The organism is uncultured Acetatifactor sp. (assembly GCF_948601915.1).
Classification (GTDB): Bacteria; Bacillota; Clostridia; order Lachnospirales; family Lachnospiraceae; genus Acetatifactor.
Genome location: NZ_CAPDXS010000015.1, coordinates 1 through 18,378 on the forward strand (window position 1 = coordinate 1; position 18,378 = coordinate 18,378).

10 protein-coding genes are annotated in these 18,378 nt (G+C 57.0%); 3 read left to right on the forward strand and 7 right to left on the reverse strand.

Going from position 1 to position 18,378, the window contains the following annotated elements:
• Positions 1-202 precede the first annotated feature (202 nt).
• Positions 203-1,513 carry an ATP-binding protein gene (locus Q2B33_RS04080; protein WP_300791893.1) on the forward strand — a complete coding sequence of 437 codons (1,311 nt, stop codon included), beginning with the start codon at positions 203-205 and terminating at the stop codon, positions 1,511-1,513.
• A 48-nt stretch (positions 1,514-1,561) separates the two neighbouring features.
• Here the strand turns inward: Q2B33_RS04080 and eno are convergent, their stop codons facing one another.
• The 6 genes from eno to gpmI form a co-directional block, all read right to left on the reverse strand.
• On the reverse strand, positions 1,562-2,887 hold the full coding sequence (gene eno / locus Q2B33_RS04085) for a phosphopyruvate hydratase (protein WP_300782317.1): 1,326 nt from the start codon (positions 2,885-2,887) through the stop codon (positions 1,562-1,564).
• 91 nt (positions 2,888-2,978) lie between these two features.
• Positions 2,979-4,181, reverse strand: a complete 1,203-nt coding sequence (locus Q2B33_RS04090) for an ATP-binding protein (RefSeq protein WP_334305371.1) — start codon at positions 4,179-4,181, stop codon at positions 2,979-2,981.
• A gap of 143 nt (positions 4,182-4,324) precedes the next feature.
• A complete protein-coding gene (locus Q2B33_RS04095; protein ID WP_300782313.1) occupies positions 4,325-5,347 on the reverse strand; it encodes an aldo/keto reductase in 1,023 nt (340 codons plus the stop codon).
• Positions 5,348-5,368: 21 nt separating this feature from the next.
• Positions 5,369-6,367: a hypothetical protein gene (locus Q2B33_RS04100; RefSeq protein ID WP_300791895.1), complete on the reverse strand. Its 999-nt coding sequence runs from the start codon at positions 6,365-6,367 to the stop codon at positions 5,369-5,371.
• Positions 6,368-6,432: 65 nt separating this feature from the next.
• Positions 6,433-11,991 carry a fibronectin type III domain-containing protein gene (locus Q2B33_RS04105; protein ID WP_300782307.1) on the reverse strand — a complete coding sequence of 1,853 codons (5,559 nt, stop codon included), beginning with the start codon at positions 11,989-11,991 and terminating at the stop codon, positions 6,433-6,435.
• Positions 11,992-12,124: 133 nt separating this feature from the next.
• Entirely contained in the window at positions 12,125-13,669 is a 1,545-nt protein-coding gene (gene gpmI / locus Q2B33_RS04110; protein ID WP_300571337.1) for a 2,3-bisphosphoglycerate-independent phosphoglycerate mutase, read from the reverse strand.
• A 267-nt stretch (positions 13,670-13,936) separates the two neighbouring features.
• Between gpmI and Q2B33_RS04115 the strand changes: the two genes are divergently transcribed.
• On the forward strand, positions 13,937-15,103 hold the full coding sequence (locus Q2B33_RS04115; RefSeq protein WP_300913876.1) for a cation diffusion facilitator family transporter: 1,167 nt from the start codon (positions 13,937-13,939) through the stop codon (positions 15,101-15,103).
• A gap of 67 nt (positions 15,104-15,170) precedes the next feature.
• The gene (locus Q2B33_RS04120) at positions 15,171-15,599 is read left to right on the forward strand and encodes a M48 family metallopeptidase (protein WP_296458697.1); all 429 of its coding nucleotides are present in this window, start codon (positions 15,171-15,173) and stop codon (positions 15,597-15,599) included.
• 99 nt (positions 15,600-15,698) lie between these two features.
• On the opposite strand, the gene Q2B33_RS04125 is transcribed toward Q2B33_RS04120, so the two are convergent.
• A complete protein-coding gene (locus tag Q2B33_RS04125; protein ID WP_300571342.1) occupies positions 15,699-18,374 on the reverse strand; it encodes an extracellular solute-binding protein in 2,676 nt (891 codons plus the stop codon).
• Positions 18,375-18,378: the final 4 nt, after the last annotated feature.

Sequence of the window (18,378 nt, forward strand, 5' to 3'; positions counted from 1 at the left end):
CAAAAAGTATACTTTTGGGTAATCAGCTTTTTTGATGTTAAAATACTTTTCACATAGGCATTCCCCGCTCAGTCCACTCCATCGAACGCATCGCTAAGCACTAACATTCGTTGTAAAAAATGTACCTCTCCCACATTTTTTCATTGTATTTTTTGTAAACATCTGCTATACTATCCCCATATCCCCTTGAGGAGGTACACATATGTATCGAGTCGCAATAGCGGAACTCTATAAATGGAAAGAAAGCAGGCACCGTAAGCCGCTGATTATCCAGGGAGCCAGGCAGGTGGGAAAGACCTGGCTGATGAAGGAATTCGGCTGCCAGGCCTATGCGGATACCGTATATATCAATTTTGACTCTAATTCCAGAATGGCCGAACTCTTCGCCTCGGATCTGGACACAGACCGCCTGGTCATGGGAATCGAACTCTATGCAGGCAGAAAAATAACCCCGGACAGCACATTGCTGATTTTCGATGAGATACAGGAAGTCCCGAGAGCGCTTTCGTCCCTGAAATATTTCTGTGAAAACGCACCGCAGTATCATATCGTCTGCGCAGGCTCCTTACTGGGCATCGCCCTGCACGAGGGCACATCATTTCCTGTGGGAAAGGTGGATTTTCTGCCCCTTTATCCACTGTCATTTAAGGAGTTTTTGATGGCGGTTGCAGGCGAACGCTTTGCCGGGCTCCTGAATTACCGGGACTTCCAAATGATCGCCTCTTTTAAGCAGACATACATTGATGCACTCAAACAATATTTCTTTATCGGCGGCATGCCGGAAGCTGTGCAAAGCTTTGTGGAGGAAAGGGATTTTAATGCGGTTCGGAATATTCAGAAGCGCATATTGGCTGCATATGAACAGGATTTTTCCAAGCATGCTCCGATTGAGATTGTGCCGAAAATACGGATGATCTGGAACAGCATCCCCTCTCAGCTTGCAAGGGAGAATAAGAAGTTCGTTTACGGTCTAGTGCGCGAGGGTGGACGGGCAAAGGAATACGAGGCGGCAATCATGTGGCTCTGTGACTGCGGGCTTGTGCACAAGGTCAGCCGCGTCAATGCATCAGGCATCCCCCTGAAAGCCTATGAGGACTTGAAGGCCTTTAAGCTTTTCATGGTGGATGTAGGGCTTCTCGGCTGCATGAACGGCCTGCGCCAGCGCACGCTGCTGGACGGCAATGCGCTGTTTACCGAATTCAAGGGCGCGCTTACAGAACAGTATGTATGCCAGCAGCTTAAGACAGTTGGCGATTTAACTGTCTTCTATTATACCAATGACCGCAGTTCCTGTGAGATAGATTTTGTGGTCGATACCGGGGAACAAATCGTACCTATAGAGGTCAAGGCGGAAATCAACCTGAAAGCAAAGAGTCTGAAAACCTATCGTGAGAAATTTAGCCCCGAACTTTCCGTCCGCACTTCCATGGCGGATTATAAAAGAGAGGATTGGCTGCTCAATCTCCCACTGTATGCAGTAGAAGAAATCTGTAACTGTCTGGAACAGCATTGAACACGGGGGATTCCTGACAAATGCCGGGAATCCCCCATAAAAAATCCATCACTGCACATGAAATGCCGTAAGCCCCGGATACTCCGCAGCCCCTTTCAGCTCCTCCTCTATCCGCAGCAGCCGGTTGTACTTCGCCACCCTGTCGCTGCGGCAGGGCGCGCCGGTCTTGATCTGCCCCGTATTCCAGGCCACCGCCAGATCCGCGATGGTGGTGTCCTCGGTCTCGCCGGAACGGTGGGACATGACGGCGGTGTAATTGTTCTTGTGGGCCAGCTCCACGGCCTCGAAGGCCTCCGTGAGGGTGCCTATCTGGTTCACCTTCACCAGAATGGAGTTCGCCGTCCCCAGCTTGATGCCCGCGGCCAGGCGCTTCTTGTTGGTGACGAACAGGTCGTCGCCCACCAGCTGCACCTTCCCAGCCAGCCTTTCCGTCAGCTTCTGCCAGCCGTCCCAGTCGTCCTCCGCCAGGGCGTCCTCGATGGATATGATGGGGAAATCCTGGGTGAGCCTTTCGAAATAGGAGATCATCTCGTCCGTGCTGCGGATGACCTCCTCGCCTTTTAAGCTGCTCTCCCCGGGGAAGTGGTACATGTCCGTTTTTTCGTTATACAGTTCACTGGAAGCCGCATCCATGGCAATCCACACGTCCTCGCCGGGCTTGTAGCCGGAGGCCCGGATGGCGTCCACCAGGAAGGTCAGCACGCTCTCCGCGTCCGGCAGGTCAGGCGCGAAGCCGCCCTCATCCCCCACGCCTGTGGAAAGACCCTTATCCTGCAGGAGCTTCTTTAAGTTGTGGTAGACCTCCGCACAGATCCGCAGGGCATCGGAAAAGCTGTCCGCGCAGATGGGCATGATCATGAACTCCTGGAAGTCCACCGTATTGGCGGCATGCTTGCCGCCGTTTAAGATATTCATCATGGGAACCGGCAGCAGATGGGCCCCTGCGCCGCCTACGTAGCGGTAGAGGGGCATGGACAGGGCCTTGGCGGCCGCCTTGGCGCAGGCTAGGGAGACGGAAAGCATGGCGTTTGCCCCCAGGTTCCCCTTGTTGTCCGTGCCGTCCAGCTCTATCAGCTGCCTGTCTATGGCAATCTGGTCCATGGCGTTCTTCCCCACCAGCACAGGAGCGATCTTCTCATTCACGTTCTTCACGGCATGCTGCACGCCCAGACCGAAATACCTGGGCTCGCCGTCCCGCAGCTCTACCGCCTCGAAGCGTCCTGTGCTGGCCCCGGAGGGCACCGCGGCGGTGCCGATATGGTACTGCCCGTCAGAGCTGCTTCGGACGAAGACATCCGCCTCCACGGTGGGATTGCCCCGGGAGTCCAGGATTTCACGGGCATGGATTGATTTGATTTCAAGATATGTGGTCATAATAATTCCTCCTTGACATATGGAATCTGCGTATTTTCGCTGCCGCTAGGCTGCCATTAGCATATCCCACATGGGAGAAATTATTCCGTTTTCAATCCGTAAGCCCCAAAAGCCAGTCCCTGGCATTGACGCGGCGGATGCCGTCATATTGGGCCTCCGGATCATCGTCCATAGTCAATATCATCTTGGGATAATGGTCGCGGATGGACATCAGGGGCCTCAGCGCTCTCTCCAGCGTCTTTTCATCTCGCACGGAAAGCGCTGCCTGAAAATAGGCGGTTCCCCTTGCGTCCACAGCCACAAAGTCCACTTCGAACGCGTCCACCTTTCCCACATAGACATCGTACCCCCGTCTCAGAAGCTCCAGATAGATCACATTTTCCAGAATATGCCCCGCATCAGCCTGTCTCGATCCCAGCAGCATATACCTCATTCCGATGTCTACGATATAATATTTGTTCAGGCTCTTCAGATACTGCTTGCCCTTGATATCATACCGCTTTGCCTCATAAATGACATAGCTCTCGGACAGCGCTTCCAGATATTTCTCGACCGTCTTCCCATCGATTTTCCTTCCGGCCGACGTCATGGTATCGGCTATCTTTTTGGAGGACAGGGGGCTTCCGATATTGTCGAATACAAATCGCAATACGCTCTTCAGCATCATTACATCCGTGATTTTCCTGCGGTTCACTATATCCTTTACCACGATGGTATTGTAGATGCCCTCCAGGTAATCCCGGATTTCATCCGGCCGCCCCCTAAGCACCAGCGCATAGGGAAAGGAACTTTCCCGCAGATATTCCGCATACTTGACGCCCCGATCCTCCATGCTGCCCGTACTCTCCATATACTCCCGAAAGGACAGAGGAAGCATCTCAATCTGAACATATCTTCCGGAAATCAATGTCGCAATCTCACCGGACAGCATGTACGCATTGGAGCCCGTGATATAGATATCCACATTTTTCCTGATATAGAGGCTGTCCACCACCTTCGGGAAATCATCGATATGATGCACTTCATCCAGAAAGATATAAGTCATCTTATCCTTTATTAGCCTGGATTTAAGGAATGCATGGAGCTTTCTGCAATCAGTCAGCTCCTCATAGTCCATATCCTCAAAATTGATGGATATGATCTGGGTTTCTGAAACTCCGTTCTCCCGCAGATAGTCCTGATATATTTCCAGAAGCGTGGACTTTCCACAGCGGCGGATGCCTGTCACGATTTTTATCAACTGCTTATCCCGAAACGCAATCAACTTGCTAAGATACTCTCTTCTCTGAATCAGCATAAATATCCCTCCTCGCAGCTTGTATACCCAGTATATGCCGATTTTCCAAAAAAATCAACACTTTTAGGAGAGCAGTCCTAAAAGTGTTGATTTTTATCCATTATCAGGAGCCTTATGTCAGTGCGCTCAGACAGCGCGCCTCAATATGCCTTCCCTGCCAGTATCTCCCGGTAGTCCTTATAATTCTTCTCCAGCAGCGCGGGTGTGTCCAGGCCGTAAGGGCATTTGGACTTGCATCTGCCGCAGTGGAGGCAGCTCTCGATTTTCTTCATCTTCTCCTGGGCCTGTGGCGTGAGCTGGGCCGCGGAGGGGGAACGGCGAATCAGCAGGCTCATGCGGGCACAGTTGTTGATTTCGATGCCCACAGGACAGGGCATGCAGTATCCGCAGCCCCGGCAGAAATCGCCCAGCAGCTCCTCCCTGTCCTTCGCGATGACAGCCGCCAGCTCTTCATTCATGGCAGGCGGGTTGTCGATGTAGGACAGGAACTCGTCCAGCTCGCTCTCCCGCTGCACGCCCCAGATGGGCAGCACATGACCGTACTGCGCCAGGAACGCATAGGCCGCCGCGGAATCGGTGATCAGCCCGCCGGACAGGGCCTTCATGGCGATGAAGCCCATGCCCGCCTCCCTGCATTTCTCCACCAGTTCCACATCCTTCTCCGTGGCCAGGTAGCAGAAGGGGAACTGCAATGTCTCGTACAGGCCGCTCTCCACCGCCTCGTGGGCCACGCTGAGGCGATGGTTGGTGATGCCGATGTGGCGCACCATGCCTTTCTCCCTGGCCTCCAGCATGGCTTCATAGAGGCCGCTGCCGTCCCCCGGCTTGGGGCAGAAGGCCGGATTGTGGAACTGGTAGATGTCGATATAGTCGGTGCGCAGGTTCTTCAGGGAGGTATGGATGTCCTTCCAGAAGCCCTCCGCGTCCGTTGCCCCGGTCTTGGTGGCGATATAGACCTTCTCCCGCATGCCCTCAAAGGCTTCCCCCAGCTTCTCCTCGCTGTCCGTGTAGAACCGGGCCGTGTCGAAGAACGTCACGCCCCTGTCATAGGCCTTTCGTAAAAGCTTTACTGCCTCCTGGGTGGAGATCCGCTGGATGGGCAGGGCCCCGAAGGCGTTCTTCTCCACTGTGATTCCTGTATTGCCCAATGTTACTTTTACCATAGGTATCTCTCCTCTTCCTGCTTACCGCTTCGGCTTCTTCACCAGATACCACACCAGTGCAGCGCCTGCTCCTGCCACGGATACCGCGATTGCAAAGCCTATCAGAACCGGCTTCACGGTTTCCCAGAAGCCGCCCCCGGAGCTTCCCTTATCCGGCGCCCCGATGACGGGTGCCAGCGCCTCCTGATCCTCTCCCGCCGTCTCGCTCTCATCGGAGGGATCCAGCTCCACTTTCTCTATCTCCGGTGTGGGAGAAGGGCTGGGAGACGGAGATGGCCTGGATGTCTTCTCCGGCTTCGGGCTGTTCGTTGGCTTTGTCCCGCCGATTACAGGCCTTCTGCCGCCCGCCGTCTGAGTGTCTTCCACAGGGGCCCGGGTGCTCTCCGCCGGCGGCTGCCAGCTGTTCCCGCTGTTCCCACTGTCTCCGCCTGTCCCTCCGGGCCTCTGGGTAAAGGTGGGGGGCTGCGTCTCCTGGGGCGGCGTCTGCGTGGCATCCGGGGGCTGCGTGGTATCCGGAGGCTGCGTGGCATCCGGGGGCTGCGTCTCCCCGGGAGGCGTCACTGTAGGTGCCGGATTCCCCAGCTGCACATCGCCCGGATTGGAAACTCCCTCCATAGTCCTTGCCTGCGACCCGTAGACATACTGCAGCGAGCCATCCTCCACGCCTACCACGGCCGACCCCTGGCCGCCGTTTCCGCCCTGCACCACTACCCGGCCGATGTCCAGGGACTGCGTCCCCTCCGCGAAGAGGGGATTCGTCCCGGCCAGATAGATATTCATCGTATTATCGTTTTTATTATATCGGTATTCCATCACGCTGGCATTGCTTCCGGAGAATTCAAACGTCACTGTATCCCCCGCCCCGGCCTCCACTGTCAGGCTGAAGCACAGGGAGGAGACCCCCTCCTTTGCCGCGTGGTCGGAATCCAGCACCACCTGCCCGGAGCCGTCTATGCGAAAGCCGTCCCCGCTCTCGGCGAATGCCCGCCCCGGCAGCGCCATGGCTGCCAGGAGCGTCATACAACACAATCTCTTCCAATCTCTTTTCACAACTACTCCCATCCGTCCGGTGCCGGACTTATCATTCATCTGGCTGTGGTCTCCGGCTTGCCGCCGCTGAAGCTGATGCCCGGCAGCTCTTTCGGCATCTCCTTGAACAGAGAGTCGCTGACCAGCCGCTGGCCCGCATTCGTAGTAGCGTCGTTGACCCGGTAGAGCTCTGCCCTGACTTTGGTGATTTTGCTCAAGTCTATCTCCTGTCCGGCGGGAATCCAGTAGATCCAGGTGCCCTTCCGCACATTCGGGATAAGCCCCTCCGCAGGTACATCGGCCAGTATAATGCTTCCCGCATTTACGTTCCCGTCTGCATCCACGCTGCCCACATTGTTCCCGTCCTGATCGTAGAGCAAGACTACATTGTAGGCCGGATTCCCCTTAAAGCTCCCCGTGAACACGATGGAACCGGCGGGAATCACATCTTCCGCTTCTTTGCCGTACTGATAGTCCTCCGTCAGCCTTCCGATTGCCGTAGTACCCGCGGTCTCGATGAAGTCCACATTGTCGCTGGTGACGCCCAGCACCTCCAGCTCCGCTATGGAAATCTGGCCGCTGGTGCTGTCAGGAATCAGCTTCAAAGCTGTGGCACGGTACGTGCACACATAGTCTTGTTTTTCATTTTTGAAATGCACAGTGTCATCACCGTCAAAGCTTCCTTTCCCCACCTCCAGCCATATGCCGTCCACAAACGCCTGGATGCGATATCCGCCTGTGGTGCCTGCCGCTGCCTGCTGCTTGAATCCGGACACCGTCAGCGTCTTGTTGAATTCGATGACGATTTCCGCGGCTCCGCCGATTTCTGCCGTGTATACGGTATCCGCCTTGCCGTCAATGAGCCGCATGGCCACATCCTCCGGCTTAGGCTCGCAGGGATCGTTGTCGGTGCCGGGCTGTACATCCGGCGCTTTCGCCGTCAGGTTCTTGGTGCTCACAGTCCAGAAGGATTTCTCCAGCCTCCCGTCATGCTCTATCTTGATAGGCTCCAGCGTCTTCACCGCCGAGCGGTTCAGGTACTTGTCGATTACCGTCACCTCGTACCAGACCACCCTGTTGTTGATGTACACGGTGTCGCTGAAGGTGTTTTCCGTTGCGAAGCCCACAGGCTCCTTCACGGTCTTGCCGCCCTCGATCATACACCTGGTGATTTCATAGCCCAGCACATCCTCCGCGGGGATGCCCTTGGAGCTGAGAGTGAAGTCCACCTGGTTGGCCGCGCTGGCATTGATGCTGGCAGTCGTCCCGTCGCCCACGGCTTCCACTGTACCTGTGGCTCCCAGGCTGCTGCCTTTGCCCTGGAGGCTGTAGGCTCTGGCGTCGTCACTGACATAGTAGATCGCCCTGGTCTCCTTCTCGAACTGAGCCGCATAGGCCCTGGTGCCCTCATCGGGCGTCATGCCCCAGCGCTGGAAGAACTCCAGTATATTCCGTTCCGCCGCCGCGCAGGACAACCGCATCAGAATCTGGTCGCTGTCCCCCTCCAGCTTCAGCGCCACGCCGCCCGGGCTGGGCGCTTTGGCCACGTTCCTGGAATATCTGTCCACTCTGGCGAAGAACAGGTTGGCAAGCTGCTCGCTGTGGTTCTCATATGTCTTATAGTTGTACCCTCTGTCGTATGCCAGGTGGAGCTGCCAGTACATGCCCAGCTGGGTGAATACATTGGTGGCACGCCCCTTTGTGCCGGAGGTGACCTTCTTGTAGACCTCCGGATACTGGAAGCGCACGCTTCCGTTATTGTCCTTTGCCTGGGCCAGCACGGCGAAGTAGTTGTTGGTGATCTCCGCCACCGCATAGGACCCCTGGTTGATGCAGTGCCCGATTTCATGGGCAATGCCCCATCCGAAGTAATTGCCGGACTGATATCTTCCTTCGCTGTCGCTCGACACAGGCACTGCTGTCACCATGCCCGTTGCGGAGCCCCACTCGATGCCGATATGGTTGCCGGAGGCATACATGAAGGCTCCGGAGAACATCCTCTGATATCGGATGTTCAGATGGGTCCTGGGCACACGGTCTATCACATCCGCCGCGTTCGCGTTCAGGCCCTTGTGCTGGTAGAACAGGTACATCATGTCCTCCATGGCCTCCATGGAATTTAAGAGCCTCTGGGCACGCTCCTGGACGCTGCCGCTGCCCAGTCCGCCCAGAATCTGCTCCGCAGGCAGGGAGAGCATCATGGTATCCAACAGGATGTCGGAAGCCCCCAGGATGCAGTTCTCCCTGTCATACGCATAAGCCACCTGGCTGTTGGACGAGTTTTGATGCTGCTGTCCATGCAGCGTCTCCATCTGTGCCACGAATCCGTCCAGTTCACTCACATAGGCCGTAGCCCTGGCCATGCGCTCCCCTTCGTCCGTCAGATTGTAAAGGTCAAGCTTCGGCACCTGTACGCCGCCGCTGACACGGACCGCATAGAGGTCGTTCTCTCCGCCGTTGCCGGTATACTGCACATACAGCGCGCCGCCGCCCTCAACTCCGGTAGTGCTGCCCAGCTTGGGCACGTGCACGATGTTGGCTCCTATCTTCAGGTTCGCAGCCACTGTGCTCACCGCGGCCGCCTCGGAATGGTACTGGGTGGCCACAAGCTGCAGGCTGGCAGCTTCTCCCGTCTTCTTGGTATTGTGGCCCACATAGACCACGATCTCCTCCTGGGCTGCAGCCGCCACGCCCAGGGGCTGCCATGCATTCAGGCCGCCGAAGCCTCTGCCCATCTCCTTCGTGGTGATGTTGCTGTGGATCCGCACCGATGCCTTCAGATTCTGATCGCGCAGGATTGCCTCCGCCGTTTCCAGCTCCCTCTCCAGCAGCTCTTTGTCCGGATGCAGCTCTCCGCTGACCTCGTCCGGGATATTGACCTGCGCCCGCAGAGCGTCTATGGTCTCCTGGGTCACATCCTCCCGCAGCACGGTGTGGAGGTCGTCCTGGTACAGGTTCATAATCGCCTCCAGCAGCGTGTCGAAGTGGTAGAAATAGACCTCCGATACCGTTATCTGATTGCCCTGGGCGGCATAGCGCGCCAGGCCGAACTGAATCTTCTTGGCATTGACAGGCTGCGGGAGCTTCAGCACATAGTACAGCCTGTTGTCTTTATCTCTCCTTTTCTGCAGAGAGATGCGCCCATAATTTATGTACTCCGCATTCCCCGCCTCGTCCCACCAGCGGACCTGGGCGTAGAAAATCCCGGTATCCTGGGAGGTGGAATCATGGAAGGCTATGGTGTCCAGCTTGTAGACCTGGTCGAACTCATAGGTAAGGCCATGCTTCAGGTTCATGTAATTATAGCCGCCGTCGTCCCAGGTGGTCTTGATATAGTAGGAAGTGGCATCCTGGTCCAAAGTCCCCCACGCCGTGGTGTCGGTATCCAGGGTGCTCCCCTCCATCCTGCCGCCGTTACGGGCAGTGCTGATGATGTGGGAGCTGGGCTTTCCGTTCTCCAGCGGGTTGATCATCTTATATTTAGGCATCACTGCCGGATTGAGGTCTGTCGTAGCAGCCGCCGCAAGCAGGGACGGTCCGCTCTCTCCGAACTCATTCACTCCCGTGACATACACCGTGTACTCCGTCAAATCCTCCAGCCCCGTAATGGTATAGCTGTTGGTGGTAATGCCTTCTATCTTCTGATATTTGCTGTCATCGTCGCTGCTCTTTTTGTAGTGCAGGTTGTAGGTGACCGTATCCTTCATCAACTTCCAGGATACCACGATGCTCTGATATTTCCCCACTGCGGATACATTGTCCGGCTTGTCCGGCTTTTTGGTGGGCTTGGGGATCTCGGTGACGGGGTCTCCGTATCCGCTGCGCCATGTGCCGTTCACCGACTGCACCCGCACCTGGTATTCCTGATAGTTGACCAGCTCTTTGCCCCCGTAGGAGCCGATGTCCAGAGCGTTCTTCGGCACCATCACCGTCTCCGGCGCATTGGAGCCCACAGGCATGATCTCCACCTCATAGCCCGTGACATTGGAACAGGCCTCCCATGACACGCTGATCATCTTGCTTCCGGCATTGGTGCTCACTTTCTTGGGAATGTCCATCTCCGGCTCGGGGATGCGATCCTCCATGCCGTTGACGAAATCCACCTTGGAGATTTCCACCAGGTCGTTGCTGCTGCGCACGCCGGTGATGGTCAGCATCACGCGCTTCACCGCGATCTGGGCTCCCAGGCGCACGACGATGTTCCCGTTCTTGTCCAGCTCTGCAGTGACATTTGTCTCAGCCGTGAGCCGAAGCTGCGATACATCCACGATTCCCGTATGCTGCTCGTTTCCTTTCTCGTCCAGGTAGGTGATGTCCACCATGGCGCTGGACACGGGCGTGTCCCCGGTATCGATTACAATCCCGTCTGCTTTTCCGTTATCCCCCAGCAGATTCGTATTGAGTTCGATGTTCAGTCCCACGGGGTTGTCTTTGGTAATCTTCCCTCCGTCGCCTGTCTTTAGGGTGACGGAGCCGTCGCCCTGTACAAGCGCATTCAGGTCCCCCTCCACCGTCATGTTCGCACCGCTGATCGGCTTCGCCGCCACTGTCGCGGCCTCGGTGCCGTCAGGCCCCACTGCCACCGTAGGCACGGAGCTCTGAATCTTCGCCAGGATATCCCTGTTCTCGTTATAGCCCTTGGTGAAATATTCCAGGTCCGCTAAATCTATCTTTCCGTCACGGTTCAGATCCGCCGCAAGGCCGGCGGCGTCCCCGCTCTCGATGGCCTCCATCAGCGCGGCCCTGTCGCCCTCATTGATGACGCCGTCCCTGTTCACATCACCTATCAGCAGGACGCCCGGATGGACGTCCCCGGCCGCATAGTTCATCCCGGCCAGGAAGCCTGTCATGAGCTTCACGGATTCCCTGCCCTTCACAGATACTTTCTGTGTGTAGGCCGCAAAGCCCTCGCCGGTCACGGTCAGCGTATAGTCGCCCTCTGCCAGCCCCTTGAAGGAACAGCTTACCTCCTCCGGACTGTTGCCGTTATCTCCGCCCAGCTTGACGAACCTCTCCTGGGTACCGCCCTGGGCGTCTGTCAGGTTCACGGCAAAGTCCACAGGACTCCCCTGAATCAGGGCCGAGCCTATGGACACGTCCACCTGTCCCATCCTGCCTTCCCGCACGGATTTCCATCCTCCATCGGATTCCGCCTGGACTTCCTTGTCCGGCGCGGTGGTTTCCTCAGGCACCGCAGTGCCTGACGGCGGCGTGTCAGCGGGCTCTTCTGTTTCCGTTGGAGCCTCCGTCTCCGTCGGCGCTTCCGTTGGCGCCTCTGTCGGCGTTCCTGTTTCCGTCGGCGCCTCTGTCGGGGCTTCCGTTGGAGCTCCTGTCTCCGTCGGCGCTTCTGTCGGCGCTTCCGTTGGAGCCCCTGTCTCCGTCGGCGTCCCTGTTTCCTCCGGCAGGCCGTTTCCTTCCGTCTGCCCTCCCCCCGTCTGATTTCCGCTATCCGAGGGATCCGTCACAGTCTGCCCTCCGTCCTGGTTCCCGTTTTCCGCGGGCGTCTGTTCCCCCTGCGCCGCCGGTACGGATGTGCCTGTCTCTGTAGCATAAGTGGAAAAGCCTGTCCCAAACACTAAGACACACGCCATCAACAATGCCAGTTTCCGCTTCATAATCCTTTCCCTTCCTCTCCGACCGCACTTTCTGACAAGAAAGGGGCCATAAACCGCTTTCGCACAATTCATGGTCCCAATCAGCGCGCCTTGAAAATACAGCCGCTTTCTTCCTCTCTATTTCAGCCTCTGTCTATTTCTTCTGCAGCAGGGATTTTCCGGTCATCTCAGCGGGCTGTTCCTTCCCCATGATTTGGATCAGGGTGGGGACGATATCAGCCAGACAGCCGTTCTCCCTCAGCGTATAAGCCTCGTCATAGTTCACCAAAATGAAGGGTACCTGATTGGTGGTGTGGGCCGTGAAGGGCTCCCCTGTCTCGTAGTCCACCAGCATCTCCGCATTGCCGTGGTCCGCGCAGATGAACATGGCGCCGTCTTCCTCCCTGACGGCATCCACTGCCCTGCCCACGCACTCGTCCACTGCCTCCACAGCCTTGACGGCCGCTTCCAGCACACCGGTATGGCCCACCATGTCCGGATTGGCGAAATTGATGATGATCACGTCATATTTCCCGGAATGGATTGCCTCGCAGAGCTTGTCGCACACGCCGTAGGCGCTCATCTCGGGCTTCAGGTCATAGGTGGCCACCTCCTTGGGGGAGTTCACCAGCACCCTGTCCTCGCCCTCATTGGGCTCCTCCACGCCGCCGTTGAAGAAGAATGTCACATGGGCGTATTTCTCCGTCTCCGCGATGCGGGCCTGCTTCATGCCGTTGGCCGCCAGCCACTCGCCGAAGGTATTGGTGACGGACACCTTGTGGAAAGCCACCTCCTTGTTGGGGATGGTGGGGTCGTAATCGGAGAAGCACACATAGGTGATATCCTTCCTGGGGCCTCTGTCAAAACCCTGGAAGTCGTCGTCGCAGAAGGCCCTTGAAATCTCCCTGGCCCTGTCGGGGCGGAAGTTGAAGAAGATGATGGAGTCGCCGTCCTGCACCAATGCCACGGGCTTTCCGTCCTCCATGGCCAGCGTGGGCTTCACGAACTCGTCCGTCTCTCCTCTGTCGTAGGATTCCTGTATCCCGCAGATGCCGCAGACCGCCGTCAGGCCCTCTCCCTTCGTCATGGCGTCATAGGCCAGCTTCACGCGGTCATAGTTGTTGTCCCTGTCCATGACGTAATAACGTCCCATTACAGACGCAATCTTGCCTACGCCGATCTTCTCCATCTCGGCCGCCAGCTGCTGGGCGTACTCCTTGCCGCTGGCGGGCGGGGTGTCGCGGCCGTCCAGGAAGCAGTGCACGTACACCTTCTCCAGGCCGTTCCTCTTCGCCAGCTCCAGCAGGCCGTAGAGGTGGGTATTGTGGCTGTGGACGCCGCCGTCGGACAAAAGTCCCATGAGATGGAGGGCGCTGCCCTTCTTCTTACAGTTCTCCACCGCCTTCAGCAGGGCGGGGTTCTCGAAAAAGGTGCCGTCCTGGATCTCCTTGGTGATCCGGGTCAGCTCCTGGTACACGATGCGCCCTGCGCCCATGTTCAGATGGCCCACCTCGGAATTGCCCATCTGCCCCTCGGGAAGGCCCACCGCCATGCCGCTGGCATTGCCCCGCACGAAGGGGCACTCCGCCATCAGCTTGTCCATCACCGGGGTCTTCGCCATCGCCACCGCGTTGCCCTCTTTTTTTTCATTCAGTCCGTATCCGTCCAGAATCATCAGAACTACCGGTTTCTTGCTCATATCTGCTCTCCTTGCCGTATCCGCCTGCCCTCTTTCCTAATTTTAAAAGGCGGATGCTTCCTGTTTTTTATCTCTGTGGAACGCTATGATTTCCACACTTTACCAAAATTATACACTGAAAACGCTTTCCGCGCAATACCTTCCGTACCGGATTCCGGTATTTTGGAATTTTTCCGAATTTTTTCAAGAGGGGAAGATGCATCTTGCAATTTCACCACAGAATCGGTATACTGGAAGGAAATATTTTCACTGGACAGGAGAAAAAACATGGTTTCACTGTTAGCCAGACTTTTCATCAAGGAACAGAACGACGCGAAGGACCCTGCGGTCCGGCAGGCTTACGGAATCCTCTGCGGGGCTGTGGGGATTTTCCTGAACCTGTGCCTCTTCGCGGGGAAATTCCTGGCGGGGACCGTCAGCAATTCCATCGCCATCACGGCCGACGCCTTCAACAACCTGTCGGATGCCGGCTCCTCCATCATCACCCTGATCGGATTCAAGATGGCGGGCCAGAAGCCCGATCCCAGCCATCCCTTCGGCCATGGGCGCATCGAGTATGTGTCCGGCCTGCTGGTCTCCATCGTCATCCTGCTCATGGGCGTGGAGCTCCTCAAATCCTCCGTCTCGAAGATTCTCCACCCGGAGGAGCTGGCCTTCTCGCCCATAGCGCTGGGGATACTGCTGTGCTCCATCCTGGTGAAGTGCTATATGTTCCTGTACAACAGAAAGCTGGGAAAGCGGCTGGATTCCTCCGCCATGCTGGCCACGGCCACGGACTCCCTGAGCGATACCATGGCCACCACGGTGGTGCTCATCGCCACGGTCACAGGCCACTTCACGGGGCTGGCCATCGACGGCTGGTGCGGCGTGCTGGTGGGGCTGTTCATCTGCTACGCGGGATACGGCGCGGCCAGGGACACGGTGAGCCCCCTGCTGGGACAGGCCCCGGAGAAGGAATTCGTCCGGCAGATCAACGACATCGTCATGTCCTACAGCGACATCCTGGGCATCCATGACCTGATTGTACATAACTACGGGCCGGGCCGGGTTCTGATCTCCCTCCACGCGGAGGTGCCGGTGGACGGCGAGCTGCTGGCCCTCCACGACACCATTGACACCATCGAGCATGACCTGCGCGACACCCTGCACTGCCATGCGGTGATCCATATGGATCCCGTCTGTGTGGGGGACGAGCAGACCATGCGCCTGAAGGCTCTGGTGGCAGGCTACATAAAGGAGATCGGCGACACTGTGTCCATGCACGATTTCCGCATCGTCACAGGCCCCACCCACACCAATCTGATCTTCGACGTGGCCGTGCCCTATGATTTCCACCTCTCCGACCGGGAGCTGACGGAAACGCTGACCGCCCGAATCCAGAGGGACAATCCCAACTATTTCGCTGTGATCGACGTGGATAAGCAGATGGCATAAATGCCCGCATCGGCATGGGGCCATGCGGCGCTTCGCTCACAACGGAAAGGAGAGCAGGATTTCAGAGATGCCCACAGAGAAAAGAGACCTCACTGCCGCGGAAATCAGGCGGCTGGAAGCCCTGGAAAAAAGATACCGGGAGGCCGCCCGGGCGCAGTTCCAGCGCCGGGCGGCGTACTACCACCGGTTCACCGGAGGCCATTACACCTCCGTCGCGGTGCGGGACCAGAAGACCCGCTGGGGGAGCTGTTCCTCCCGGGGCACCCTGTCCTTCAACTACCGGCTCATATTCGCCCCTCCCGTGATACTGGATTACGTGGTGGTCCATGAGCTCTGCCACCTGACCCACATGAACCATTCCAAGGATTTCTGGGACATGGTGGCGCAGATCATGCCGGAGCACAGGCAGTACCGGAGGTGGCTGCGCGACCACGGGCATGAGCTGACATTGACGGCCTATCTGGAGCGGATGGGGATCCCCGTCACGCTGGACTGACCGCTGGACCGCCTGGCCGGAATATCGATATCCATTCCTGCCCTCCATTCCCCGCACGAAAAAGGAACCGCCACCGAAGCGACGGTTCCTTTTTACATGTCATCTGTTCTCGTCCACATAGAGCTGCGTCCTGTTCTGGATGGTCTTCGCCACCTCCTGGGCCGTCTTCTGGCCGGTGTAGAACGCGGGCATCTCCTCGTTGATGATGTTCATGACGCTCTCGTTGTAGTAATAGCACTTGTCTATGGACAGGATGAACGCCACGATTTCGTCCACCTGCTCCTGGCTCAGGGGATCCAGCTTAATCTCCTCGCCGTTCATGTAGAAGGTGTCGTCATACTCCTCTTTGGTGCCGTCCTCATTGATCCAGAACGGACGTTCCGTGCCCTGCTGAGCCATCTCATCGAAATATTTCTTCTGGACAGGCATCCCCCATGAGAGCTCAGACTGGTACTCCTCCGTGAGATAATATCTCAGGAATTCCCAGGCCCCATCCTTGTTGCGGGACTTGCTGGAAATGGCGAAGCACTCGTTTGCCGAGATATAGGAGCCCATCCCGCTCTCCGTGGGGAAGCCGATATAGGCCACGTCCCCGCCGAAGTATCCGTTGATGGTATAGTTCGTATCCTTGATGCTGCCGATGTAGAGCCGGGACAGGATCGTCCTGCCGTCCCGGTACTGGGACTCATAGTTGGCCCAGTAGTCCTCGCCGTAATAGTCCTCCGTAATCTCCTCTGGAAGGCTCTTGGCAAATTCCATCATGGCGATGAAATTCGGTGTGTCGAAATCGCATTTTCCGGTTTCCACATCAATGAAATCGCTGCCGCAGAACTGCATCATGGTGGAGAAGAAGGCGTCCCGTGTCAGGTCTCCGATCATGTTCGTCCCCTCCGGCAGACTGGCCTGGAGCTGCTTCATGTCCTCCATGGTCCATGCGGTCTTGTCCCCCACGATAGACTCCTTGCCGATCATAGTGCCCACCGAGAAGCTGGGGATCACATAATACAGCTTCCCCTCCACAGAGTAGGCATCGAACACATTGCTGATGAATTCCACCTGGGACAGTTCTTCGTCCTCCTCGATCATCTTGCCGATATCCTCCAGCAGCCCCTTGGCCACATAGTTCTCCACGGGAAGTCCGGCCGCAATGAGGATGTCCGGCATATTTCCGGTAGTGACATCGTTGTTCAGCTGGGTGTATCCGGCCTGGTAGTCCTCATAAGTATTGTAGGAATCATAGGTCTTCACCGCGATGCGGTATTTTTCGCTGCTGCGGTTGAATTCTATGACCCTCCTCTCCATGTCGCCGTCAACATAATTGCCCGCCAGCACCAGCACGTCCTTGTCGGGAATGTCCTTGGGATCCACGTAGGTGAACAATCCTGCCTTCATGCCCTCCTCGTGGTCCTCGTAATATATGCCCAGGAAAGTGCTGTCGTCAATCTCCACCACGCCGGAGAAATTGGTCACGTACAGGTCGGAATTGATAAAGTTCATCTTCTGGATCAGGTTCTCGTCCCCTATCTTATAGGTGTAGATGCCGTCGCCGCTGCTGCATACCAGATCCGAATTTATTCCCACGTTCATATTGCCAAATCCTGTGTAAGCATAGCTGGCCGGCATGGGAGTGGGCTGCCCTAAGGTATCCGCAGCGGGGTCGTAGGTGGTAATGAACTGTTTTGCGTAGTCGTTCTCATCATAGTATATCACGAGGAAAGTGCCGTCCCCTTTGTCGATGATGCGGTCAGTATTGTTGAACACCTTGCCCACGTCCTCGGACAGGGGCTCCCTGCTGCCCAGATTTCCCTGGGCGTCCACGGCCATCCTGTAGGCTGCATCGCCGGTGAGTATCAAAGTGGCAGAGCCCTCCGCCGTTACGGCCATGGCATTGACATATATATATTCGTCCTCCGACTGCAGTCCCTCCAGCTCCTTCTCCCACTGAAAGCTTCCGTCCGCATTCCAACTGGCGATATAATACTTCTGGGTATAGATTTCATTGGCATAGTCGCTGTAGGAATAGTACCTGACGGCATATATCTTACTGTCAGCGCCGAAGCTGAAATTATTGTAACTGGAATTCTCCCAGATGTCCTGGGGCACATAGTCCGGCTCCTCAACCCCGAAGGCATCGTCCGATATCTCTCCCTCGGCATCGCCTTCCGGATCGGTGGCAGCATCGCCCTCGCCTTCTCCCTCCGGATCGGCTTCAGCATCGCCTCCGCCTTCTCCCTCCGAATCGGTCCCGGTCTCTCCCTCGCTTTCCGGTTCTGCCGCAGAGTCCCCTTCGGCTCCGGCTTCTCCCCCGGTATCCTCTCCCTCTTCCGGTTCCGCCGCCGTATCCTCTTCCCCGGTATCCTCTTCCTCTGCCTGACTTTCCGTGCGGGGCATCGGCTGCATGCCGGAGCCTGCGCCTCCCCCGGCCTGAGGCTCCCATTCGGGAATGTCCAGGTTCGTCATCCGGATATCGGAACCGTCATCCTTCATGGCCAATAACCTGATATCCGTTACGGGATTCTCATTGAACTTCTCGTCGTTCCAATGGTACACCTGCATCAGCAGCCGGACTTCCCCGTCCATATGGGCAGACGCGAAGACGTTTACATCGTCCCCGTCTATCTCCGGCAGGGCGATGTCCTGCACCCTGTACACATTCTCCTTGGCCAGGGCGGAATTCTCGTTCTTGCCCCCGCCTCCCCCGCAGGCACACAGGCCCGCTGTCATGCCGCAGACCAGGCCAATGGCCAGGGCCTGCTTCAACCGCTTCTTTTTCATAATC